An 18,751-nucleotide genomic window follows, 5' to 3' on the forward strand; every position below is an offset into this window, starting at 1 on the left:
TATTCTTTGAATTTTTTTGTGACAAAATTCCATCTGTACAGTCAAATAGTTAATGGTTTTCTATTTTAGCATGTAAAACTACTATCAATATTTAATGTAAACTCTTGTATTTTAGTTATTTAAAACAAGTTGGCAAATAGATAAGCAATCTTTCTACCTTATTGTAGATTGAAATTCAAATTTATGTAGGAGTAGCATGATTTTTTTTATCGAATTATCTTTGTAATTTAAAAGTTGAAAAAAATCTTAGGCAAAAAACGATTATCAACACTTTAATCAGCTGTTTTCTAACTAAAATATCTAACTTGTACCTCTAATATAAAATGACGCGGGTTTAATCTTTAGATAGGGATATGTTTTGCCATCAAAATGGCAAACGCAATCTTGAATTCAAGGGTATTTTTATTATAATTTAATTATCTTTTCACAATCTATTAGGAAGTATTTACACCTATTTACCAAGTATTTAGAATTATAGTGACAATTTCGTGTTTTGATTCATAATTAATTCTAACTTTGGCGTAATACTATTTCTAGTGTCATCTAGTATATAAACTTTTCATGAAGCACATACTTATTGCCGAGGATCACGCAGTTGTACGAATCGGAACAAAACACCTCCTAAAATCTCTGATACCGGAATCTCAAATTACGGGCGTCGATACATTTCAGAAAGTGCTTCTGGAATTAGGTAGTCAAAACTTTGACCTACTTATTTTGGATATCAACATCCCAGGCGGGAATAACACGAAAATGATTGAGACAATAAGGATCAAGCGTCCTGAAATTCGCATTCTTATGTTTTCAAGTTATGACGAACAATTATATGGTTTGTTATATCTCCAGGCGGGTGCGGATGGGTATCTTTCAAAAGACGCAGCTGAGGATGAGTTTAAAACTGCTGTTTTAAGCGTACTCGATAACAAAAAGTATATGAGTGCGGATATGCAACAGATCAACATCAACAGGCTTATCAATCCAAAAGAGTTTCTTCCCGATCCAATCGTAAGTCTTTCTCCAAGAGAAAAAGATGTTATGAATCTATTGAAGGAAGGTTTTGGAACTGCAAAAATTGCAGAGAAGCTTAGCTTGCAATTGTCCACGGTGAGTACTTATAAAGCCCGGATCTTCGAAAAGATGGGCGTCAAAAACATTGTTGAATTGATTACTAAGATCAAACTTATCGATAGTTAATATTAATATTATCTGGATTTAGAGGCAGATGCCAGGGTGTTCCTGGCATCTGTTTTTTTTTGCAGATATGTAATAAATTAAGACAATTTATGTAGATATAGTTCTACTTTTTGGTAGAAAATTTTTTAGAACAAGATTAACAACTATTCTGTAATTTTGTTTTCTTCCCGTTTTCAGTAGCGCATAGTATAAAATGAATAGAATCTTAATTGTCGAGGATCATGCGATTGTCCGCATGGGTATTGATTTCTTAATAACAGATATGTTTGCCAGAGTTGAAGTTCAGCAAGCCTCGACTTTTAGCGCCACGCTCGAAATCCTTTCGAAAACAAACTTTGATATGGTTATGCTCGACATAAATATTCCGGGCGGTGAGAATAACCGGATGATTCAGATTGTTCGTAAAATTCAACCAGCAATAAAAATTTTGATTTTTTCCGGATTAGACGAAGAGATTTACGCACTGCACTATCTGAATGCCGGAGCTAATGGCTATCTGTCAAAAGGCGCCTCGGAAGATGATTATAAGGTGGCAATAATGTCTGTCCTGAATGATGGGAAATATGTCAGCAATAAAGTTCAGAGGTTAATGGTTAAGAATATTCTTGATAACAAATACGGTAGCTATAATCCGCTTGAAGATCTTTCCAAACGTGAGCTGGAAGTTATGTATCTTTTGGCGCAGGGGAAATGGACAAAGGAAATTGCCACTATTCTGAATTTAAAAGAGACTACAATAAGTACCTATAAATCCCGCATTTTTGAGAAAATGGAGGTGAGTAACGTTATTGAAATGTTTAGGAAACTGGAATTGTACAAAACGGAAGCACAGGAAAATTAGAGATTACTTTTCTTCCGGGAATATGAGATGAATAAGTGTACCATTTTCGTTCTCAACTAAAATCCTAATGCCCAGCATCATACAGATCTCTTTAACGATCGTTAAACCAAGTCCGCCATACGATTTTGATAACACTTTCGACTTTTCATAAGAGTCTGATTTTGACTCATTATTAAGCCATTGCAAGATTTCATCGGGCATCCCTGGCCCGGAATCAGAAATGATCAGATGCGTATAATCTTGTCGTTTTTCGGTATGCATTTTTATAAAACCTCCCTGGCAGAATTTATTGGCATTATCGACCAGGTTATGAACAATAATACCTAACAGCTGCGGACTCGTATTAACTGTGATACTGCCGTCCACTTCGTTGATAAATTTATTAGAATGCTCATTCAATACACCTTTGAATATTTCCAAGTTTTCACTGAGTGAATGTTTCAGATTCGTTTCTTCCAACAAAATATTGCTGCCATAAACCTGTGTCTTAACATATCCAATCAGATTTTCAAGTAGATGGTGCATATGATCAGCCGTAAATTCAATTGTTTTTCCAAGCTCTGATACGGATTCAAATCTTTCGTTTTTTACCATGAGGTCAATACGTCCCGCAGATTTGGATACAAATTTTAAAGGCGTTTTAATGTCATGTGACATTGAAGCAATTAGCCGGGTTTGGATGTGCATTTGACGCTGCAGCTCTTGTTCAGACTTTTCCAGTGCGCCAAGTGTATGCTCCAATTTTCTGGTGCGTCGTGCAATTTTCAATTCAAGCAGTTGATTTTCCTTTTTGATAATTCTAAGCCTTATTTTTAAAAATATATAAATACCCAAAATTACCAGTAGCAAACAGACAAGCTTAAACCATATCGTTTCATACCATGATGGAGGCACAATAATCGTAATTTTTTTGATCGAATAATTTTCGGCTCCGAAACCGTTTATCTTTTTAATATAAAGTGAATAATTGCCCGTTCCCAAGGAACCCAGGGAAATCGTTGTTTCACTTCCGTCTAGATTTAGCCAATCTGCTTCAATCGGGCTTCTGTTCGTGTTTTTAAGGATGGCATAAGAAATATCAAGATTAGAAAGATCGCCAAAATAAGCCATGGCCAGTTGAATCTTGATCTGTTGAGGATCGACTGGAAAATTTAAGGTGTCATTGGAAATAAAGGTACGAGTCCCCCTAAGTTCGTATCGGTCCAGCAGAATTTTGTTTGTCGGTAATTCCTGACGCGTTTCCTCAGGAATATACCAAACCAAACCATCCAGTGAGGGGAGCGATACATATTTATTGGCCAATCTTATCGCACAGGGCTGACATCCTCCATTGAACTCGTTCGTATAAAATCCCTGTTCCTTGGTATATCGCAAATAGAAAACATCCGCAGCCTGACCCATTTTAGATTTCATAGCGTAATTGAGCAGATCCGTCCTTGCCACTTTAAACAGACCTTTGTTTGTAGTAATCCAAAAGAAATTATTCTTGTCGGCAAAAATACAGTGAGCTCCGGACAGATATTTATTTTTATCAAGCGGAAATTTGGTTAAACCATTTTCACCGTATAAAAATATCCCATCCTCGTAGGTTGAAATCCAAATGTTTTTTTGATTTTTCTTGCCAGGGGATGCATCGATGTATAAGCTCCTGACATAGAGTTTGCCGGTTCCTCTAATTACATCCGTTTTTTTGGATAATATGTCTAAGAGGAAAACACCATGATCGGTCCCTACAACCAATGTTTGTGAATTTTTTTCTAACAAAAACGAAATTCTTGTTAAATCTCCCTTTACAAATAGCTGGGGTTCTGGTCTGGGGTCGGAGAGATTAATCCTGAATAAACCGGATTCACGGGTACCAATCCAGATTGTACCGTCATTTCCTTCATATATGTGATTTATCTCGGTTCCGACGTTCCAGGATCTAACTAATTTGTTTTCTTTGATACGGTAGCAGTAGATGATACCTCCGGATTTACGCCAGACATTTCCTTGTTTATCGGTGAGTATCCCGTAACTATCCGCGGCGTTTTTTTCAGAACTTATGACCGATATTTCTTTGTTGATCGTAGCTGTACCATGTCGGCTCCTACTTAATAAAAATCCTCTTGGAGTTAATACGCTATTGGAATCATAGGCAGTTTGTCCATAAAAAACATTGTCGAGATTGCTTCCAGTAGTTCGTAACGTAATGAAATCTTTGCGCTTTAAAATGAATAATCCTTTGGTGACGCTTCCTAAAAAAAAACGTTGGTTTTGGCTGTCAAAATGAATTGAAGAAATGTTCCTTTCTCCAAAATCGAAGTTTTCGAGCACTAGAACGGTGCTTAATTTATTTTCGGGGGATTCCTTTATTTTATAAAGATTTTTATTAAAATAGACAAAAACCTGGTCTGAAATGTTATTCCAATAAATCTCCGGTTGGTGTTTTTGATCGCTATAAGTCTTGTCTTTTAAAATGTCACCAGTCAATGCAAACTTAATCAATCCGGTACCCGTTATTTTGGTAAGGCTGCGTTCTCCTGTAAAGTGATAGAGATTTTTACCAATCGTAAAGCAGTCCCAATATCTTAGATTTACAAAAGGCAGTTCGAAGTTTTTTTTCCAGTTCGAGTAATATTCAATTTTTTGGTGATGACATATAAAGAAGTTGCCTTTTCCCGACCCTATCGGAATTATGTAATTGTCAGGGTCAGCCCACTCCCGCATATAGTTAGGAGCTCCGTTGGCTAATATGGAGGTTTTTCTTGGATTTCGCATAAAGGGAATCCTGAGAATACTGTTGTTGTAATACTCAGAATCTACCTGAGCTTTTCCGGATTCAATTCGTATAAATTCATAGTTTTCAGCAACAGCATAAAATCTTTTTACTCCACGGGTTTCAGAAATATCCGGCTGCAACATCGAAAACCTGTTATTTGAAATAGGTAGGTTGGATTTAGTAAAGAGATAGAAATTACGCCCGTCAAACCGTACCAATCCGGTTTCAGAAACGATCCATATAAAACCCTCGGAATCTGCACTTATGTTTTTTACAGTGTTTTGCGGCAAGCCATTTTCTTCGGTATAATGCGAAATAGAAAAGTTTGCATCATTTTCAGGCCGCTGACCCAGAGCCAGGCTGGCACATACCAAAAGAAAGTAAGCAACACCAAACGGGATTAAATTTTTCACGACGTAGGGCTTAGAATTTTTAACAGTCAAGTATTCTATACCTAGACGCCAGAATGTTAAATAGGTAACAGGATAGATTAAAAAAATTCTATGTTTATTAAACAAATTCTATTTTAAAAGTAGTAAAAATTTTATCGACAATATTTAATTAATATGATACTCTGACTTTGAATTTTGATATGAGCCCAACACAGCCTGAATTAAGCTGAGCAGCTGGTGAAATTCATTTCAATGTCATAGTAAATCGTCGTACGTTTGTTAGAAACGAATTGTAGAAATTAGAGACAAATATCTATGCGCAAACTTCTTATTGAGGAAATGAACCGGTTGTCGGTAGACGAGTTCAAGGAGTCAGATAAATTTCCATTTGTTATCGTGTTGGATAACATCAGAAGTCTTAATAATGTCGGGTCTTTTTTTAGAACCGCAGATGCATTTCGCGCCAGAAAATTGATCCTATGCGGATATACGCAAAATCCACCACACCGGGAAATCACCAAAAGTGCATTGGGTGCAGAAAATTCAGTAATCTGGGAGAAGGAGGAAAGTACTTTGTTAGCTGTAAAAAAACTCAGAAACGAAGGATATAGAATTTTGTCTGTTGAACAAGCAGAAGGAAGTACATTGCTGCAGAATTTTGAACCAGAGCAAAATGTTCCTTACGCTTTTATATTTGGGAACGAAGTTGAAGGGGTGGCTGACGAAGTAATTGAAGTATCAGACGGGTGCGTTGAGATTCCACAATTTGGCACAAAACATTCTTTTAATGTGTCAGTTTCGGCTGGAATTGTTTTGTGGACCTTTGTAAGTAAAAATTTAACATAAATATAACACCATTTATTTGTTCGTGTCGAATTAATAGACGGTATTTGCAGGTTAAACGATAAGAGCGTATTTTGCTTAATAAAGGTCTGACATCAAGAAAATTAGCGGCTTAGTTCTTCTTATCTTAATTATTTAAATAATTTTCATTATATGAAATCCGCAACAAAAAAACTTAGTTCCGAAATCGCAGAAACATTGGTTGTTAAGCTAGACTCCGTATCGGCCGATTCAAAAAAAATAAAGAAATCGATTGAAAAAGCTGCTGCTAAATTGGCAAAAAAAGTTTCTAAATTCGTAAAAGACGAAGAAAAGAGAAAAATAAAGGAAGCTAAGAGCGCAGAGAAAAAGGCAAAATCTCCTAAGAAGGAGTCGAAAAAAGAGAAAAAGCAGGCTGACAAAAGCGCGAAACTTGCTAATCTTGTAGCTTCGGCCGCTTCTAAGCCTGCTGCGACTCCTCCTGTGAAATCAGCTGCTCCAAAGACTGCGCCTGCGGCAAAAACGCCAGCGAAACCAGCCGTTGCTGCACCGAAAGCAGCCGTTGAAGGTGTTGCTGGAACAGAGGAAAGCAAATAATAAATATTCAGGACACCAATTGTCAGGAAATTAATTCAACTCTTATCGGGGTTGAATTTTTTGTTTTTATCCCTAATAAAAAACCAAAATATCTGGTTACCCACATCAGCTTTTTCCGTATCACCTTTTTAATTACTGAAAAATGATACGGTGATGAGCTCATTCAGGTTGTTATTTTTGGTTACTCTTGCGATGCTTCAAACAATATGTCATGGAAAGAATTATAATGACATCGTTATTAGCGAAATCATGTCTGATCCGAGTCCGGTGGTTGGGTTGCCAGAGATTGAATATATAGAGCTTTACAACCGCTCTGAAAAACCGGTAAACCTTAAAAACTGGACTTTAATTGTTGGCAACAGATCTGCAACATTTCCTGATTCCGTTATCCTGCCAGGTATATTTTACATCGTTTGCGGCCAGGCAGGTTATAAAAGTATAAAAAATTACGACCATGTAATTCCGGTAAGTTCTCTTGCGCTGCCAAATGAAACTGCGACGCTATCTCTATTTAACCGGAGCAAAACTTTAATTTTTTCTATCACTTATAACCTGAAATGGTGGGACGCGGATAAGAGAAATGGAGGTTATGCCATCGAAATGATTGATCTTCAAAATCCTTGTGGAGAAGATGATAATTGGAAAACTTCAATAGATATAAGTGGCGGTACCCCAGGGAAACTAAACAGTGTGAGAGGTAATACCTATGATAACTCTCCTCCCGAAATTGAAAGAATCGATATCATTTCACCAAAAGAGTTGAAGATGGTTTTTAGTGAACAATTAGACAGTATGAATGCTGTTTCCGGTGCGCGGATTGAGGTGGACGGGAGAAGCATTTTGTCTAGAAAACTGGAATTGCCAACATTTAAAAATCTCGTTCTAACACTGGATTCTCCACTTATCGCCGGCATTATCTATTCTGTGTCGATCAGTAATCTGGCGGATTGTTCCGGGAATATTTTAAGAAAAACCGACTTCACCATTGGCCTTCCCAGTAAGGCAGATTCTGGTGACGTGGTATTAAATGAAATTCTGTTTAATCCACCAGAGAATGGCGTTGATTTTGTTGAAATTTATAATACTTCGAACAAATTTATCAGTTTGAAAAACTGGTCGATTGGAAATACAAAAGGTGGGCAGCCTGATGTTTTCAGGACTATCACCACCGAAAATTTTATTCTGGCACCTCTTACTTATCTTGCAATAAATACAGATACGCCACAGACGAAAAATACATATACGTCTGATAAATCCAGAAATTTCTTTGAAATTGATGCATTACCCTCTTTTTCAAATACCTCCGGTGGAGTGATCCTGCGTGATAGTTCAAATGCAATTTTTGATCGTTTTGATTATTCAGAAACGATGCACGATCCGCTCATCAGTGACCCAAAAGGGGTGTCATTGGAAAAAAAAGATATGCTCTTTTCTTCCCAACTGCCGGATAATTGGCATTCGGCAGCTTCGACGTCGGGAAACGCAACACCAGGTTATGCTAATTCGCAAATGAAACCGGAAACTAATGAAAGTATATTTCTTGTGGAGCCGGAAGCATTTATCCCCGGAAATAATGGTGTTAATGATTTTGCCAAAATAGTTTACAAACTGACCACCACGGGCGAAACAGCTACCATAAGGATTTATGATACCGCTGGTCGTTTGATTAAAAATCTTGTGAGAAATCAGCTCATCGGTACTTCTGGTGAAATCCGTTGGGGTGGCACTAATGAAAATGGTAACCTTGTAGATACCGGATATTACCTGATTCTAGTCGATTCTTTTAACGGCAACGGACAAACCAGTCAGTTTAAACTAAAAGTTGTCGTTTTGAAAAAGTAAAATTTTAAGATTGGGTAGACATACCAATTGTAGCCAACAGGCGTCCTGTTAAACCTTTTTCCTTTCTGTAAGAAAAATAATCTTCATTGTTCAATACGGTGGAATAAGGTGAAATCTCTATATTTTCTGATTTCAAGCCAGCTTCAATAAGCTGATCACGATTTGCAGATTTTAAATCGACGAAGAATTTATTTTTCTGGTCATCCCAGCGTTTATAGACTGACTGAAAATTACCTGCGACGTCTTCATCAACCTCAAAGGAACATTCATCAATACAGGTGCCTACAAAAGCCAGACAATCAAATGGATTTGTACCGTACTCCTGTTTAAATAATTCAAGCGTTTTCAAAACAATTTGCAAAACAGTACCTTTCCAGCCGGCATGTATGGCTGCAACAGCCTTTTTTACAGGATCATAGACTAAAATGGGTGTGCAATCTGCAATGGTAACCGACAGCTGAACATCCGGAATATTTGTAATTAAAGCGTCATAACCTTCGAATCGTCCAGGTTCGGTGACGACGAGAATTTCAGCTCCATGCACCTGATGAGACTTGGCGACCTGACGAAGTTCTATCCCGAGAGCCTCAAAAAAGCGCTTATTATTTTCCGCAATATTCTCAGGATTATCGGCAGTCGAGCCGCCAAGATTTAACGAATTATATGGCGAAAGGCTGACGCCGCCATGACGAGTACTTTCTCCAAAAACAAGATTGGGTATACCAGCAAAAATATTGGGAACACGATACAACGGCTTTTTATCTGAATTTGGCTGGTCCTTCACGCTAGAATTTTTAAAAATTACGCTTACTTGTTGAGCTCAAAAATAAAACAACTCCACCATGAATGAACACAGTGGAGTTGTTTTTATTGTTCTTGAAATTTTTAGAACAACATTTCCTGCGGCGGTTTTACGCCTTTCATACGGATATAAACCGTTGTCTGACCGCGGTGATGTGTCTGATGTTCAAAAGCTTTTTCGAACGCAGTACCTGTCTTGGCAGCCTGGCCAAATACTTTGATATCCTTTCCAAGATCTGCGTCCTTGGTGGCTTTTAATGAGCTGATGACAAAATCATAACTCTCCAAAGTTGCTTTCTCAATAGCTGCTTTGGATTGGTCAGCCATTTTCTCAACAGAGCCGGTAAATGGACTTGCTTTGCCCGTTGCAGCTGCTGCAAAAGCAAAGTTTGCGTCGGCAATATGACCCATTTGCTGAGCGAAAGAGCGAATTTCAGGGTTAGGCTTGTAAGCATACCCATCCTCTGGCATCGCATCAAGATAAGCCTTGGTATAGAGTTTTGCTCTTTCCCAGTCAGTAATCATTTTTTCAGTTGTAACCTGAGCGAACAACGCCTGTGTTGTCAGCAACATCAGGGCGGAAAGTAGTAATTTTTTCATCTTGGGCTGGTTTTAAATTAGTTATCAGATTGGAAATTACGGTATACTTAACTTGATTTCAAAATTATAACTGCCAATTTATCCAACGGAACAAAAATGTTGCAGCAGTCAGGCGTATATTGGTCTGATTATTTTGAGAAGTTTTTATTTTAAGAACAAACAGAATAGTATAAATGAAGGAATCAGCCGAAGAGCGAGCAAAAAAATATTTAACCCTCGGGCACAGCGAAGCAGAAAATCATGCCAAAACGCAGCTTGAACTTTACGAAAAACATGTTCAGGATAAGTCGTCAGTCACGCGTGTCATTTCTGAATTTTTCAAAAGAAACCTTATCGGTTTTGCCTGGCATTATCTCAAAAGCCGCTTCGGCAAAAGACATCCTTATCAGGCTTATCCAAGAAATGGCGACAGCGGTGTTTATCCTTTGCAATCTTCCGTTCCAAGCAGAGAAGAGATTACAATTGCTTTGCTTTCAGACTGGGCCAGCGATACCGAAGAATCTGACCGAGTTGCGCATTTGACTGCCCGATATGCGCCTGATTACACAATCCACATGGGTGATATCTATTTTGTAGGTACCCCGAAAGAAATTGAAGAAAACTTCACAGCGCCTTATTCATCCTGGTATTATGGCGCGTCAGGTAGTCTCGCTTTGTCCGGGAATCATGAAATGTACTCAAATGGCAATGCTTATTTCCAACATTTGTTGCCGGCAATGTATGCCCAGGTAGGAGAAACCAGAAAAACGCAACAGGCTGGATTTTTCTGTCTTGAAAATGAACATTGGAGAATAATTGGCATTGATACCGGCTACACTTCCGTGAGCCGTCCGTTTTTAGAAATTATTTCACCACCAGATTGTCATCTACGAAAAGAGCAGGTTGACTGGTTACGGGACGTGGTCAAGCTTGGAGACCCTGCCGACAAAAGAGGGTTGGTTTTCGTCAGTCATCATCCTTATATTTCGGCTTTTCGCGAAGAATATAGCAAGCCTGGTGAACAGATTCGTGAAATTTTGGGTGAGTCTGATCGGCCGGTTATTTGGTTTTGGGGACATGATCACCGTCTGGTAGTTTATAATAAGGCAGTAAACGGAAAAGGACCCGAAGTTTATGGACGTTGCCTTGGACATGGCGGTCTGCCGGTAGAATTAAAAATGCCGGACAGCGTTCAGGATCTTGAAAAAATTCATCTGTATGACAGAAGAGTCAGAACGGAATTGGCTGGTCATCAATTGGGTTATAACGGATTTGTGATGTTGAAACTCAATGAAGATAGACTTGTTGCTGAATATCGGGACCTGGAAGATACCTGTGTCTTGCAGGAGGCGTGGAGCGTAAATAAACAAAATGGCCAACTCGACTGGAACATCGTGAATGTCCTGCCCGAATTGGCCGTTCGTTGATGCTATATTTTTATTCTCAGTTAGCTGAAAATGCTGGCAAAAATCAATGTCCGTCTGCTGAATGATCCGTGTAAAATGCAGCAAAAGTTATTATCAGACCAATAAGTCCAAGAATAAATACGAAAAGATCTCCAAATACCGCAAGGATGATTACCAAAAATATAAATATGGCGATAGAAACTGCAAGAGAAGCTCCTTCTGGTTTGCTATGTACGTGTACGTCGTCAGTCATGGTTTAATGGAAATTTGAAAAGTATTATTTTACTGATGCGAAAATAATAAAAAATAACGAATGGTAGTACGGATTGCCCCAAGAAGCATCGGATTTTTCAAATCATTTAATTACTGATTGCTTTTTGAAAAGAGTATATTGAACATTGTAATGAATAATTTATAGTGTGTAAGACATAATATGATACATTTGTCAGTTAATAAAGTTCAATTCATGCCCCTTCGAAATGTCTTTTATAATCGGATGTGATATAGGTACTACCAATGTTAAAATCACTGCTTTTGACCCGGATTCCGCAAGTATCCTTACTTCGCACAGTGAAGGTTATCAGATGATTCATCCTGAGCCGGACTGGAGTGAGCAGGATCCGGACGAGATTTACGAAGCAGTTTGTAATGCGATCCGCGAAGTCAGCAAGTCTTGCGAATTGCATGGACAGCCCCTGGGAATCTGTTTCAGTTCAGCGATGCATAGTATTTTATGTATTGACAAAAACGGAAAAAACCTGTCTAATCTGATCATTTGGGCCGATAACAGAAGTGCTGACATTGCTGAGAAATTGAAAGCATCTGCCGCCGGAAAAAAGATGTATCAGCATAATGGAACGCCGATTCATGCGATGACGCCATCCTGCAAATTGATCTGGCTAAAAGAAAATCAGAAAGATATTTTTGATAAAACAGACAAGTTTGTCGGTATCAAGGAATATATTATTTTCAAATTAACGGGTCGGTTTGTTATTGATTATTCCATTGCGTCTGCTACCGGACTGTTCAATATCACAGAGAAAAAGTGGGACGAGTGGACTTTGAAGAAAATTGGAATTGATGAGAATAAACTGTCAAAAGCAGTTTCCCCGTATCATATTGAAAAACTACCCGGAAAAAACGACTTTAAACTACCAGCTGGAACTCCTCTGATTATGGGCGCCAGTGACGGCTGTCTGGCGAATTTAGGGAGCGGTGCTATTTCAAAAGGCACAATGGCAATAACCATTGGAACCAGCGGCGCAGCAAGAACCTGCTCTGACGGGCCTATTTTAGATGAAAAGATGCGCACATTTTGCTACATTCTCGACGAGGATACTTATGTTGTAGGAGGGCCGTCCAACAGCGGAGCCGTGGTGTTCGAGTGGATGAAAGATAATTTTTACCCGGAAAGTGACTACAATGAAATATTTGATGCTGCTTCAAAAATAGACCCCGGATCTGATGGACTTTTATTTTTCCCATATCTTTTGGGAGAACGTGCGCCGCTTTGGAGTTCTGCGGTTCGGGGCGGATTTCTAGGTTTGGATATTCAACATACCAAGTCACATTTTGCCAGAGCGGTTATGGAAGGCATCCATCTCAATCTTTATAGTATCGGAAAAATACTGCTTGAAAAACAAAAGGTCAAAAGGATTTTTGCTAACGGAGGTTTTGCGCAAAGCCAGGTTTGGGTTCAGATGCTGGCAGATATTTTTGGGATAGAAGTGGCGCTAAACGATACGGTGGATACAGGAACGGTTGGTGCCGCTATGATGGGATTAAAGGCATTAGGTTTCGCGAAGGAATTATCTGACCTGGATTATTTCACCCCGGTAAGTACAGTTTTTAAACCTGATAAAGAAGTTCACAAACAATATATCGAAGTTTACAATAAGTTTTATACTTCGGTTGAGGGGATTATTATTCACGCAGAAAAATAGTGCGCGACCGTTGCGCACTATTCCTGCATAATGATAAAATCTCCCGATACTGTTACCTGAATAAGTACCTCAAAATCTTTGTTTGGATGAAATAGCGGCATCAAGACTGAATTTTCCAGGCCCAACTAAAAGAATAACGATGTATACCAGTAAGTAAGAAAACCCTCCATAACCTTTGCCAAATACATCACCGTCATGCGCGAGGAAGGTAATCACCATTGCCGTAATAATAAGTGGAATAGTTGCGGCGCGGGTGAAGAGACCAAGAACCAGCAAGGCGGAACAAATCATCTCTGCAAAAATTGCCAATACCAATGAAGTGGCCGGACCAAGTCCCATAAAGTCCATGAAGTCATTCTGTTTTTCACCGAAGGAAACAAACTTCGCATATCCATGTGGAATCATCAAAATCCCAAAACCAAGACGAAGTATAAGCATTGAAATATCGAAGGAGCTTTTTTTGTAAGAAATGTCGAATAGTGGTAAAAATCGCATGAAAGTGGGTTGTTAAATGAATTTTTGTGATTAACCGGGCCGTATTGTTGATCGAATCAATACGGCCCGGTAATGGTTAAAATCTGTACGCAATGCTTAATCTGTAATTTCTTGGCGCCTCAACCTGCCAGCTGTAAGCGGGAATATAGTCATAATATCCACCACTATATAAATACTTGTCGAGAACATTAAATACATTGACAGTAAGCTTGATTTTGTCTTTTTCCCAGAATACGCCACCGTCTAGTTTAAAGTAATCAGGAAGATTAGTGTTCGGATTTGTGACGCTCCAATTTGAGGTTGCTCTGTCGATAAGGTAAGTAAAACCGCCTGAAAATCCTGTCCCTTTTAAAGCGCCATTTTGTATTTTATAAGTTAACCAGCTGTTTGCAGTATGCTTTGCAAAGCCAGGTACCACGTCTCCTTCTGTAATTGAAGTCACACCTTCGGTAACTTTTGTCACCTTTGAATCAGTATAAGCATAATTAGCGACAAGATTTAATCCGGGAAGAATTGTACCCCTCAAATCAAACTCAACTCCCTGCGCTCTTTTTTGTCCCAGAACAACACTCAGGCCGGAATTTGGCGGACTATTTGGATCAGTTGTCAACTCATTATTTTTCAATATCCGATAGAACGAAACCGTAGTGTTCCAGCCTCCGTTTCCCCAATCTTTTTTAATACCAAATTCTGTATTATTTCCGGTTATCGGTTTAACGCTTCCACTTGCCAGACGGCCGGATTGGGGTAAAAATGCCTGGTCGTAAAGTGCATAAATCGAAGTTTGCTTATCAATGGAAGCACTTAACCCGATACGAGGCGAGAAATGTTTTGCCGTTTCCGGCGCACCGCCCCAGGCCGACATGCTTACATAAGTGTAGCGGCCGGCAAGTGTCAGTCTGATTTTATTATCTAAAAATGATATTTCGTCCTGCGCATAGATCCCAGTGTATTTTTGGCTCATATTTCCACCTGCTATTACCGATCTTGCTTCCAGGCTGGTCGTTCTGTCAAATGAAGGGTAGCCGTTTACCGGAATTCCATAGTTAGGAGCGGCAGGATTGAACGCTGCTCCCGTGGTATCCAACGCATGCGATTGGCCCCAATCAGCCATGTAGTCCTTATCGCCAATGTCAATTCCTCCAAGAATTTTATGTTTGATAGCACCGGTGGTGATATTTCCATTTACAAAAGCCTGAGCCAGTGTCATCTCACTTTTCGCATCCCAGATTCCCACTGAACGAATAAGTGTTCCATCCGGATTGACACGCGAAGGCCACAAACTGGATCCGCGCTGTCCATAATTAAAATAGGCTGCCTGGACAGTAAGTTTCCAATCCTCATTAAGCTGGTGCTGCAAGTTTAAAAGTAAACTCTGATCTTTGATTTTAGTAGGTTCGAGTCCGGGAGCCATTGTGGTAAAATCTCGTGGCAACGTGGCATAACCGTTTGGTGAAAAAATGTAGTACGATCCAACATCCGACATCTTGGCATACTGCATGGTATACTCAGCAGTCAGTTTCGTTTTTTCATCTATTTGATAGGAAATAACCGGCGCGACGCTGTAACGGTCATTGAACTCATACGGACGGAAGGAGCCTTTATTTTGCCCGGCCAGATTTAATCTATATAGGAATTTTCCATCCTTGCTCAGTTTTCCATCTAAATCCAGTGTCGCACGGTATAGACCATAACTGCCCATTGTGAAACCTGCTTCTCCCTTTGTTTGTCCGGTCGGCTTTTTAGTGACAACATTATATAAACCGCTAGGATCGCCATTGGCAAGCATAAATCCTGCCGGCCCTTTTACAAATTCGATATGGTCGACAAAACTCATATCTTCGGTCAGCGGCCCCCAGAAAGAGCTTACGACGTTGAACCCGTTTCTGAACGCCTGAATTTGTGAGCCGCGCATGGTGATATTCGCATACAAATCTCCCCAGTGCTCCACCCGTGCAGCGCCGCTGACATTCCGGATGAGTCCGTCGCTCATACTAATGATCTGTTGATCGGAGATTGCTTTGGAAGTGACAACCTGAATATTCTGCGGTGTTTCCTGAATCGGCGTCATCAATCGAAGGCTTGATGAAACTTCGTTCGTTTTGTATTGACTGGCGTCTTTGATAACAACTTCCGACAGCTGATTTGCCGTTTCACTCAAAGTGAAGTTTATTTCAGAAGTCTGTCCTTCAATTACTTCAACTTCTTTTTCCAATGTTTCAAGTCCAACATAACTTGCCAAAACAGTATATGTGCCGACTTTCACTTTATTAATTTCAAAGTTTCCGTTTTCATTGGAAATAGCACCAATCTTAATGCCTCTAATTCCAATGGAAACGTGTTGCGCCGGTTTTCCGTCTGAGGTGTTGACTTGCCCTTTTATACTTCCGGTTTGAGCATGTGAGATACTTGCCGCCAAAAGCACAAAACACGCGATAAAATAAATTCTCTTCATTTCTATTCAATTAACTAATTTGAGTGTAAAATCGCTGATCCAAATAATTCAAATTCGAAAACTGATCACAGTTGAAACTTATCTGATAACCGTTATTATGAATATTATTATTTAGACTTATTGTAAGTAGTGGCAAAAGTAGACATGGATTTCAAAAGGCGCAAGTATTTATTTAGATTGTTTAAAAATAAATACTGCAACATAAATTTGTACCAAATTGAAGGTGACTTGCTACTTAACGTTGAATAAAATGATGTATAAACGAAGATTGGTAAACATGAAGGATAAAAGCGGGAACAGTGTATTTCGATCGGTTTTCACGTTAGTTGTATTGATTTTGATGTTTCTAAGTCTGCCGGCGCACGCACAGAGTTTTGATTTTAACAATGTCGTGTTAATCAAAACCGGTATTTCATCCAGAGGCCTGAAATGGGGAGATGGTACTGTTCGAGACTGTCAGAAAATATTCGGTAAGCCGTCTTCGGTCGAAAATTTTTATTCTGAAATTGACGAGGATACTTTGCAGTTATTGAATTACGGGAAGAATAAGCTGTATTTTGACAAAGGTATTTTTCGGACCTTTGATCTGGTAGACGCTTTCATGAGCGTTGGAGATTCAAAAGGGAACATTTTTAAGATAGGAGATAAGATGAAAACGAAGAATGGTGTCAAAACTTTCTTTGATTTCAAGTTAAACGAAACGCCTGGAAATAGTTGGAATCTGGATTTTGAAACTTCTGCCAATGCCTATTTAAAAAGAAATGGTTTGGTTATGGATTCAGGAATTGGCCTTCTCTTTGATAAGAACGACACACTTTTTTACATTGGAATTTGGGATTAAATTTTGTCTATAACATCAAAAAATCCAGACAATCGTCTGGATTTTTTGATGTTATATGCGTTAGAAATTTCTTATTTTTCCTTAATCGCCTCCACCATCTTTTCCGTTACCATTTTCTTTTCCGAAGAATTGCCCCACGCATTTGAGATGTAATTCATCACGTCCGCAATTTCGTCATTATCTAAGCCGGGCGAAGGCATTTGATTATCGAACGCAACGCCGTTTACAAGAATTTTTCCCTGCAAACCAAACTTGACCGCATGTATCGCCTTTTCAGGTGTTTTGGTTAAATAGTCGGCTTTGGCCAGAGGTGGAAACGTTTCTGGAACACCTTCTCCCGCACCCATGTGACAGGTTATACAGTTTTCAGCGTAAATTCCTTTTCCTCTGGCAATGCTTTTTTCCAGCTCATCATCTTGCTTTGGAAAAACGGCTGAACAGAAAATAACTCCTGAAAGGAGCAGTATTGATGATTTCATGGTGAATAATTGCCTTGATAATAATGAATAAAGGCCATACCAATCAGATTGACAAAGCCTTTAAAATGTTTTAGTTATGCCTTTGGACTAATACGAACGATCTTGCCAGAGTTTTCAAGAACGACATAGATATTTCCGTCCGGTCCCTGACGAACATCACGAACGCGGCCAAGTTTCTCGAAAATAATCTCTCTGCTTAAAACCTTATTACCTTTTACTTTCAGATGCTGCAGGTAAGCAAATTTCAGAGAACCAACGATCAAGTCACCGTTCCAATCTTTAAATTTCGGGTTGGTTACGAAAGTAATTCCACATGGAGCGATTGACGGACGCCAGTAAAGTACAGGTTGTTCTAGTCCTGCACGTGCAGTGTCTTTTGAAATAACACTGTTGTCATAATCAATACCAAAAGTGATTAACGGCCAACCGTAATTTTTTCCTTTTTCAACAATATTCAATTCATCTCCGCCTTGTGGGCCATGCTCGTGTTCCCAGATAACGCCTGTTGTCGGGTGAATAACCATTCCCTGCGGATTGCGGTGTCCGTATGTCCAGATTTCAGGTCTTGCGCCTTCTGTTTTTACAAATGGATTGTCGGTAGGAATTTTTCCGTCTTCATGCAAACGAACCACTTTCCCCTGGTCTTTGCTCAGGTTTTGAGAATTTTCCTTCTGACCACGTTCGCCAAGAGAAAGAAATACATATCCTTTTTTGTCAAAAACAATACGGCCGCCGAAGTGAACATTTGCCTTCACATTTGGTATCGCCTTGAATAATGGCTGAATATCAGTTAATGCGTGGTCTTTTAGTTTCGCGCGGAAAAGTGCGGTGTTAGCTCCACCTTCGTCACCTTCTTCGCCAGCCTGTTTCGGAGAGGAATAACTGATATAAATCCAGCCGTTTTTTGCATAATCAGGATGAAGCACTACGTCAAGCAAACCGCCCTGGCCTTTATACATTACTTCCGGAACACCGGAAATCGGAGTTGGGTCCAAAACGCCATTTTTTACAAGACGTAATTTTCCGCCACGCTCTGTAACCAAAAGCTCACCAGTCGGTAAAAATGCAGTAGCCCAAGGCATTGTCAGGCCTGTGGCAACAGTATCAACTTTTAAATCTGATTCAGCAAAACCGGCTTTTTTCTCTTCGCCAGATACGGAGAAATTATAACTGGAAAGACCGAGAGAAGCGAGTAAAATCAGACTTCCCAGTACCAGCGGGATATTCTTTTTCAATGATAAAAAATTCGTTTTCATAAGTTCAGGATGAGAGACAATTTATTGAATTGGATAATGATCAAAGA

At 39.3% G+C, this 18,751-nt stretch carries 16 protein-coding genes; 8 read left to right on the forward strand and 8 right to left on the reverse strand.

Features of this window, described 5'->3' with window-relative positions:
• Nucleotides 1-561 precede the first annotated feature (561 nt).
• Both L0657_RS02475 and L0657_RS02480 read left to right on the forward strand, forming a co-directional pair.
• Nucleotides 562-1,194: a response regulator transcription factor gene (locus L0657_RS02475; protein ID WP_235148811.1), complete on the forward strand. Its 633-nt coding sequence runs from the start codon at nucleotides 562-564 to the stop codon at nucleotides 1,192-1,194.
• A gap of 193 nt (nucleotides 1,195-1,387) precedes the next feature.
• The gene (locus L0657_RS02480; protein WP_235148812.1) at nucleotides 1,388-2,035 is read left to right on the forward strand and encodes a response regulator transcription factor; all 648 of its coding nucleotides are present in this window, start codon (nucleotides 1,388-1,390) and stop codon (nucleotides 2,033-2,035) included.
• Nucleotides 2,036-2,038: 3 nt separating this feature from the next.
• Here L0657_RS02480 and L0657_RS28010 read toward each other — a convergent pair whose 3' ends face one another.
• Nucleotides 2,039-5,209 (reverse strand): HAMP domain-containing sensor histidine kinase, encoded by a 3,171-nt coding sequence (locus L0657_RS28010; RefSeq protein WP_235148813.1) that lies wholly within the window; start codon nucleotides 5,207-5,209, stop codon nucleotides 2,039-2,041.
• Between the two features lie 294 nt (nucleotides 5,210-5,503).
• On the opposite strand from L0657_RS28010, the gene L0657_RS02490 reads away from it, so the two are divergent.
• The 3 genes from L0657_RS02490 to L0657_RS02500 all read left to right on the forward strand — a co-directional run bounded on the left by L0657_RS02490 (nucleotide 5,504) and on the right by L0657_RS02500 (nucleotide 8,449).
• On the forward strand, nucleotides 5,504-6,034 hold the full coding sequence (locus L0657_RS02490; RefSeq protein WP_235148814.1) for an RNA methyltransferase: 531 nt from the start codon (nucleotides 5,504-5,506) through the stop codon (nucleotides 6,032-6,034).
• Nucleotides 6,035-6,184: 150 nt separating this feature from the next.
• The gene (locus tag L0657_RS02495) at nucleotides 6,185-6,607 is read left to right on the forward strand and encodes a histone H1/H5 family protein, HCT subfamily (protein ID WP_235150442.1); all 423 of its coding nucleotides are present in this window, start codon (nucleotides 6,185-6,187) and stop codon (nucleotides 6,605-6,607) included.
• A 153-nt stretch (nucleotides 6,608-6,760) separates the two neighbouring features.
• Nucleotides 6,761-8,449, forward strand: a complete 1,689-nt coding sequence (locus tag L0657_RS02500) for a lamin tail domain-containing protein (protein WP_235148815.1) — start codon at nucleotides 6,761-6,763, stop codon at nucleotides 8,447-8,449.
• 4 nt (nucleotides 8,450-8,453) lie between these two features.
• On the opposite strand, the gene pgeF is transcribed toward L0657_RS02500, so the two are convergent.
• Complete coding sequence (gene pgeF / locus L0657_RS02505; RefSeq protein ID WP_235148816.1) at nucleotides 8,454-9,233, reverse strand: peptidoglycan editing factor PgeF; 780 nt, start codon at nucleotides 9,231-9,233, stop codon at nucleotides 8,454-8,456.
• A gap of 101 nt (nucleotides 9,234-9,334) precedes the next feature.
• Nucleotides 9,335-9,850 carry a DinB family protein gene (locus tag L0657_RS02510; protein WP_235148817.1) on the reverse strand — a complete coding sequence of 172 codons (516 nt, stop codon included), beginning with the start codon at nucleotides 9,848-9,850 and terminating at the stop codon, nucleotides 9,335-9,337.
• 173 nt (nucleotides 9,851-10,023) lie between these two features.
• Between L0657_RS02510 and L0657_RS02515 the strand changes: the two genes are divergently transcribed.
• Entirely contained in the window at nucleotides 10,024-11,256 is a 1,233-nt protein-coding gene (locus tag L0657_RS02515) for a metallophosphoesterase (protein ID WP_235148818.1), read from the forward strand.
• 43 nt (nucleotides 11,257-11,299) lie between these two features.
• Here L0657_RS02515 and L0657_RS02520 read toward each other — a convergent pair whose 3' ends face one another.
• Nucleotides 11,300-11,488: a hypothetical protein gene (locus tag L0657_RS02520; RefSeq protein ID WP_235148819.1), complete on the reverse strand. Its 189-nt coding sequence runs from the start codon at nucleotides 11,486-11,488 to the stop codon at nucleotides 11,300-11,302.
• 226 nt (nucleotides 11,489-11,714) lie between these two features.
• Between L0657_RS02520 and L0657_RS02525 the strand changes: the two genes are divergently transcribed.
• Nucleotides 11,715-13,178 carry a gluconokinase gene (locus L0657_RS02525; protein WP_235148820.1) on the forward strand — a complete coding sequence of 488 codons (1,464 nt, stop codon included), beginning with the start codon at nucleotides 11,715-11,717 and terminating at the stop codon, nucleotides 13,176-13,178.
• A 69-nt stretch (nucleotides 13,179-13,247) separates the two neighbouring features.
• Here the strand turns inward: L0657_RS02525 and L0657_RS02530 are convergent, their stop codons facing one another.
• Together L0657_RS02530 and L0657_RS02535 are read right to left on the reverse strand one after the other, a co-directional pair.
• Nucleotides 13,248-13,673: a DoxX family protein gene (locus L0657_RS02530; protein ID WP_235148821.1), complete on the reverse strand. Its 426-nt coding sequence runs from the start codon at nucleotides 13,671-13,673 to the stop codon at nucleotides 13,248-13,250.
• A gap of 76 nt (nucleotides 13,674-13,749) precedes the next feature.
• Complete coding sequence (locus L0657_RS02535) at nucleotides 13,750-16,128, reverse strand: TonB-dependent receptor (RefSeq protein WP_235148822.1); 2,379 nt, start codon at nucleotides 16,126-16,128, stop codon at nucleotides 13,750-13,752.
• A 277-nt stretch (nucleotides 16,129-16,405) separates the two neighbouring features.
• On the opposite strand from L0657_RS02535, the gene L0657_RS02540 reads away from it, so the two are divergent.
• On the forward strand, nucleotides 16,406-16,969 hold the full coding sequence (locus L0657_RS02540; protein WP_235148823.1) for a hypothetical protein: 564 nt from the start codon (nucleotides 16,406-16,408) through the stop codon (nucleotides 16,967-16,969).
• A 71-nt stretch (nucleotides 16,970-17,040) separates the two neighbouring features.
• Here the strand turns inward: L0657_RS02540 and L0657_RS02545 are convergent, their stop codons facing one another.
• A complete protein-coding gene (locus L0657_RS02545; protein WP_235148824.1) occupies nucleotides 17,041-17,448 on the reverse strand; it encodes a cytochrome c in 408 nt (135 codons plus the stop codon).
• Between the two features lie 74 nt (nucleotides 17,449-17,522).
• The gene (locus L0657_RS02550) at nucleotides 17,523-18,704 is read right to left on the reverse strand and encodes a PQQ-dependent sugar dehydrogenase (protein WP_235148825.1); all 1,182 of its coding nucleotides are present in this window, start codon (nucleotides 18,702-18,704) and stop codon (nucleotides 17,523-17,525) included.
• Nucleotides 18,705-18,751: the final 47 nt, after the last annotated feature.

Source organism: Dyadobacter sp. CY345, from assembly GCF_021502725.1.
Taxonomy (GTDB): domain Bacteria; phylum Bacteroidota; class Bacteroidia; order Cytophagales; family Spirosomataceae; genus Dyadobacter.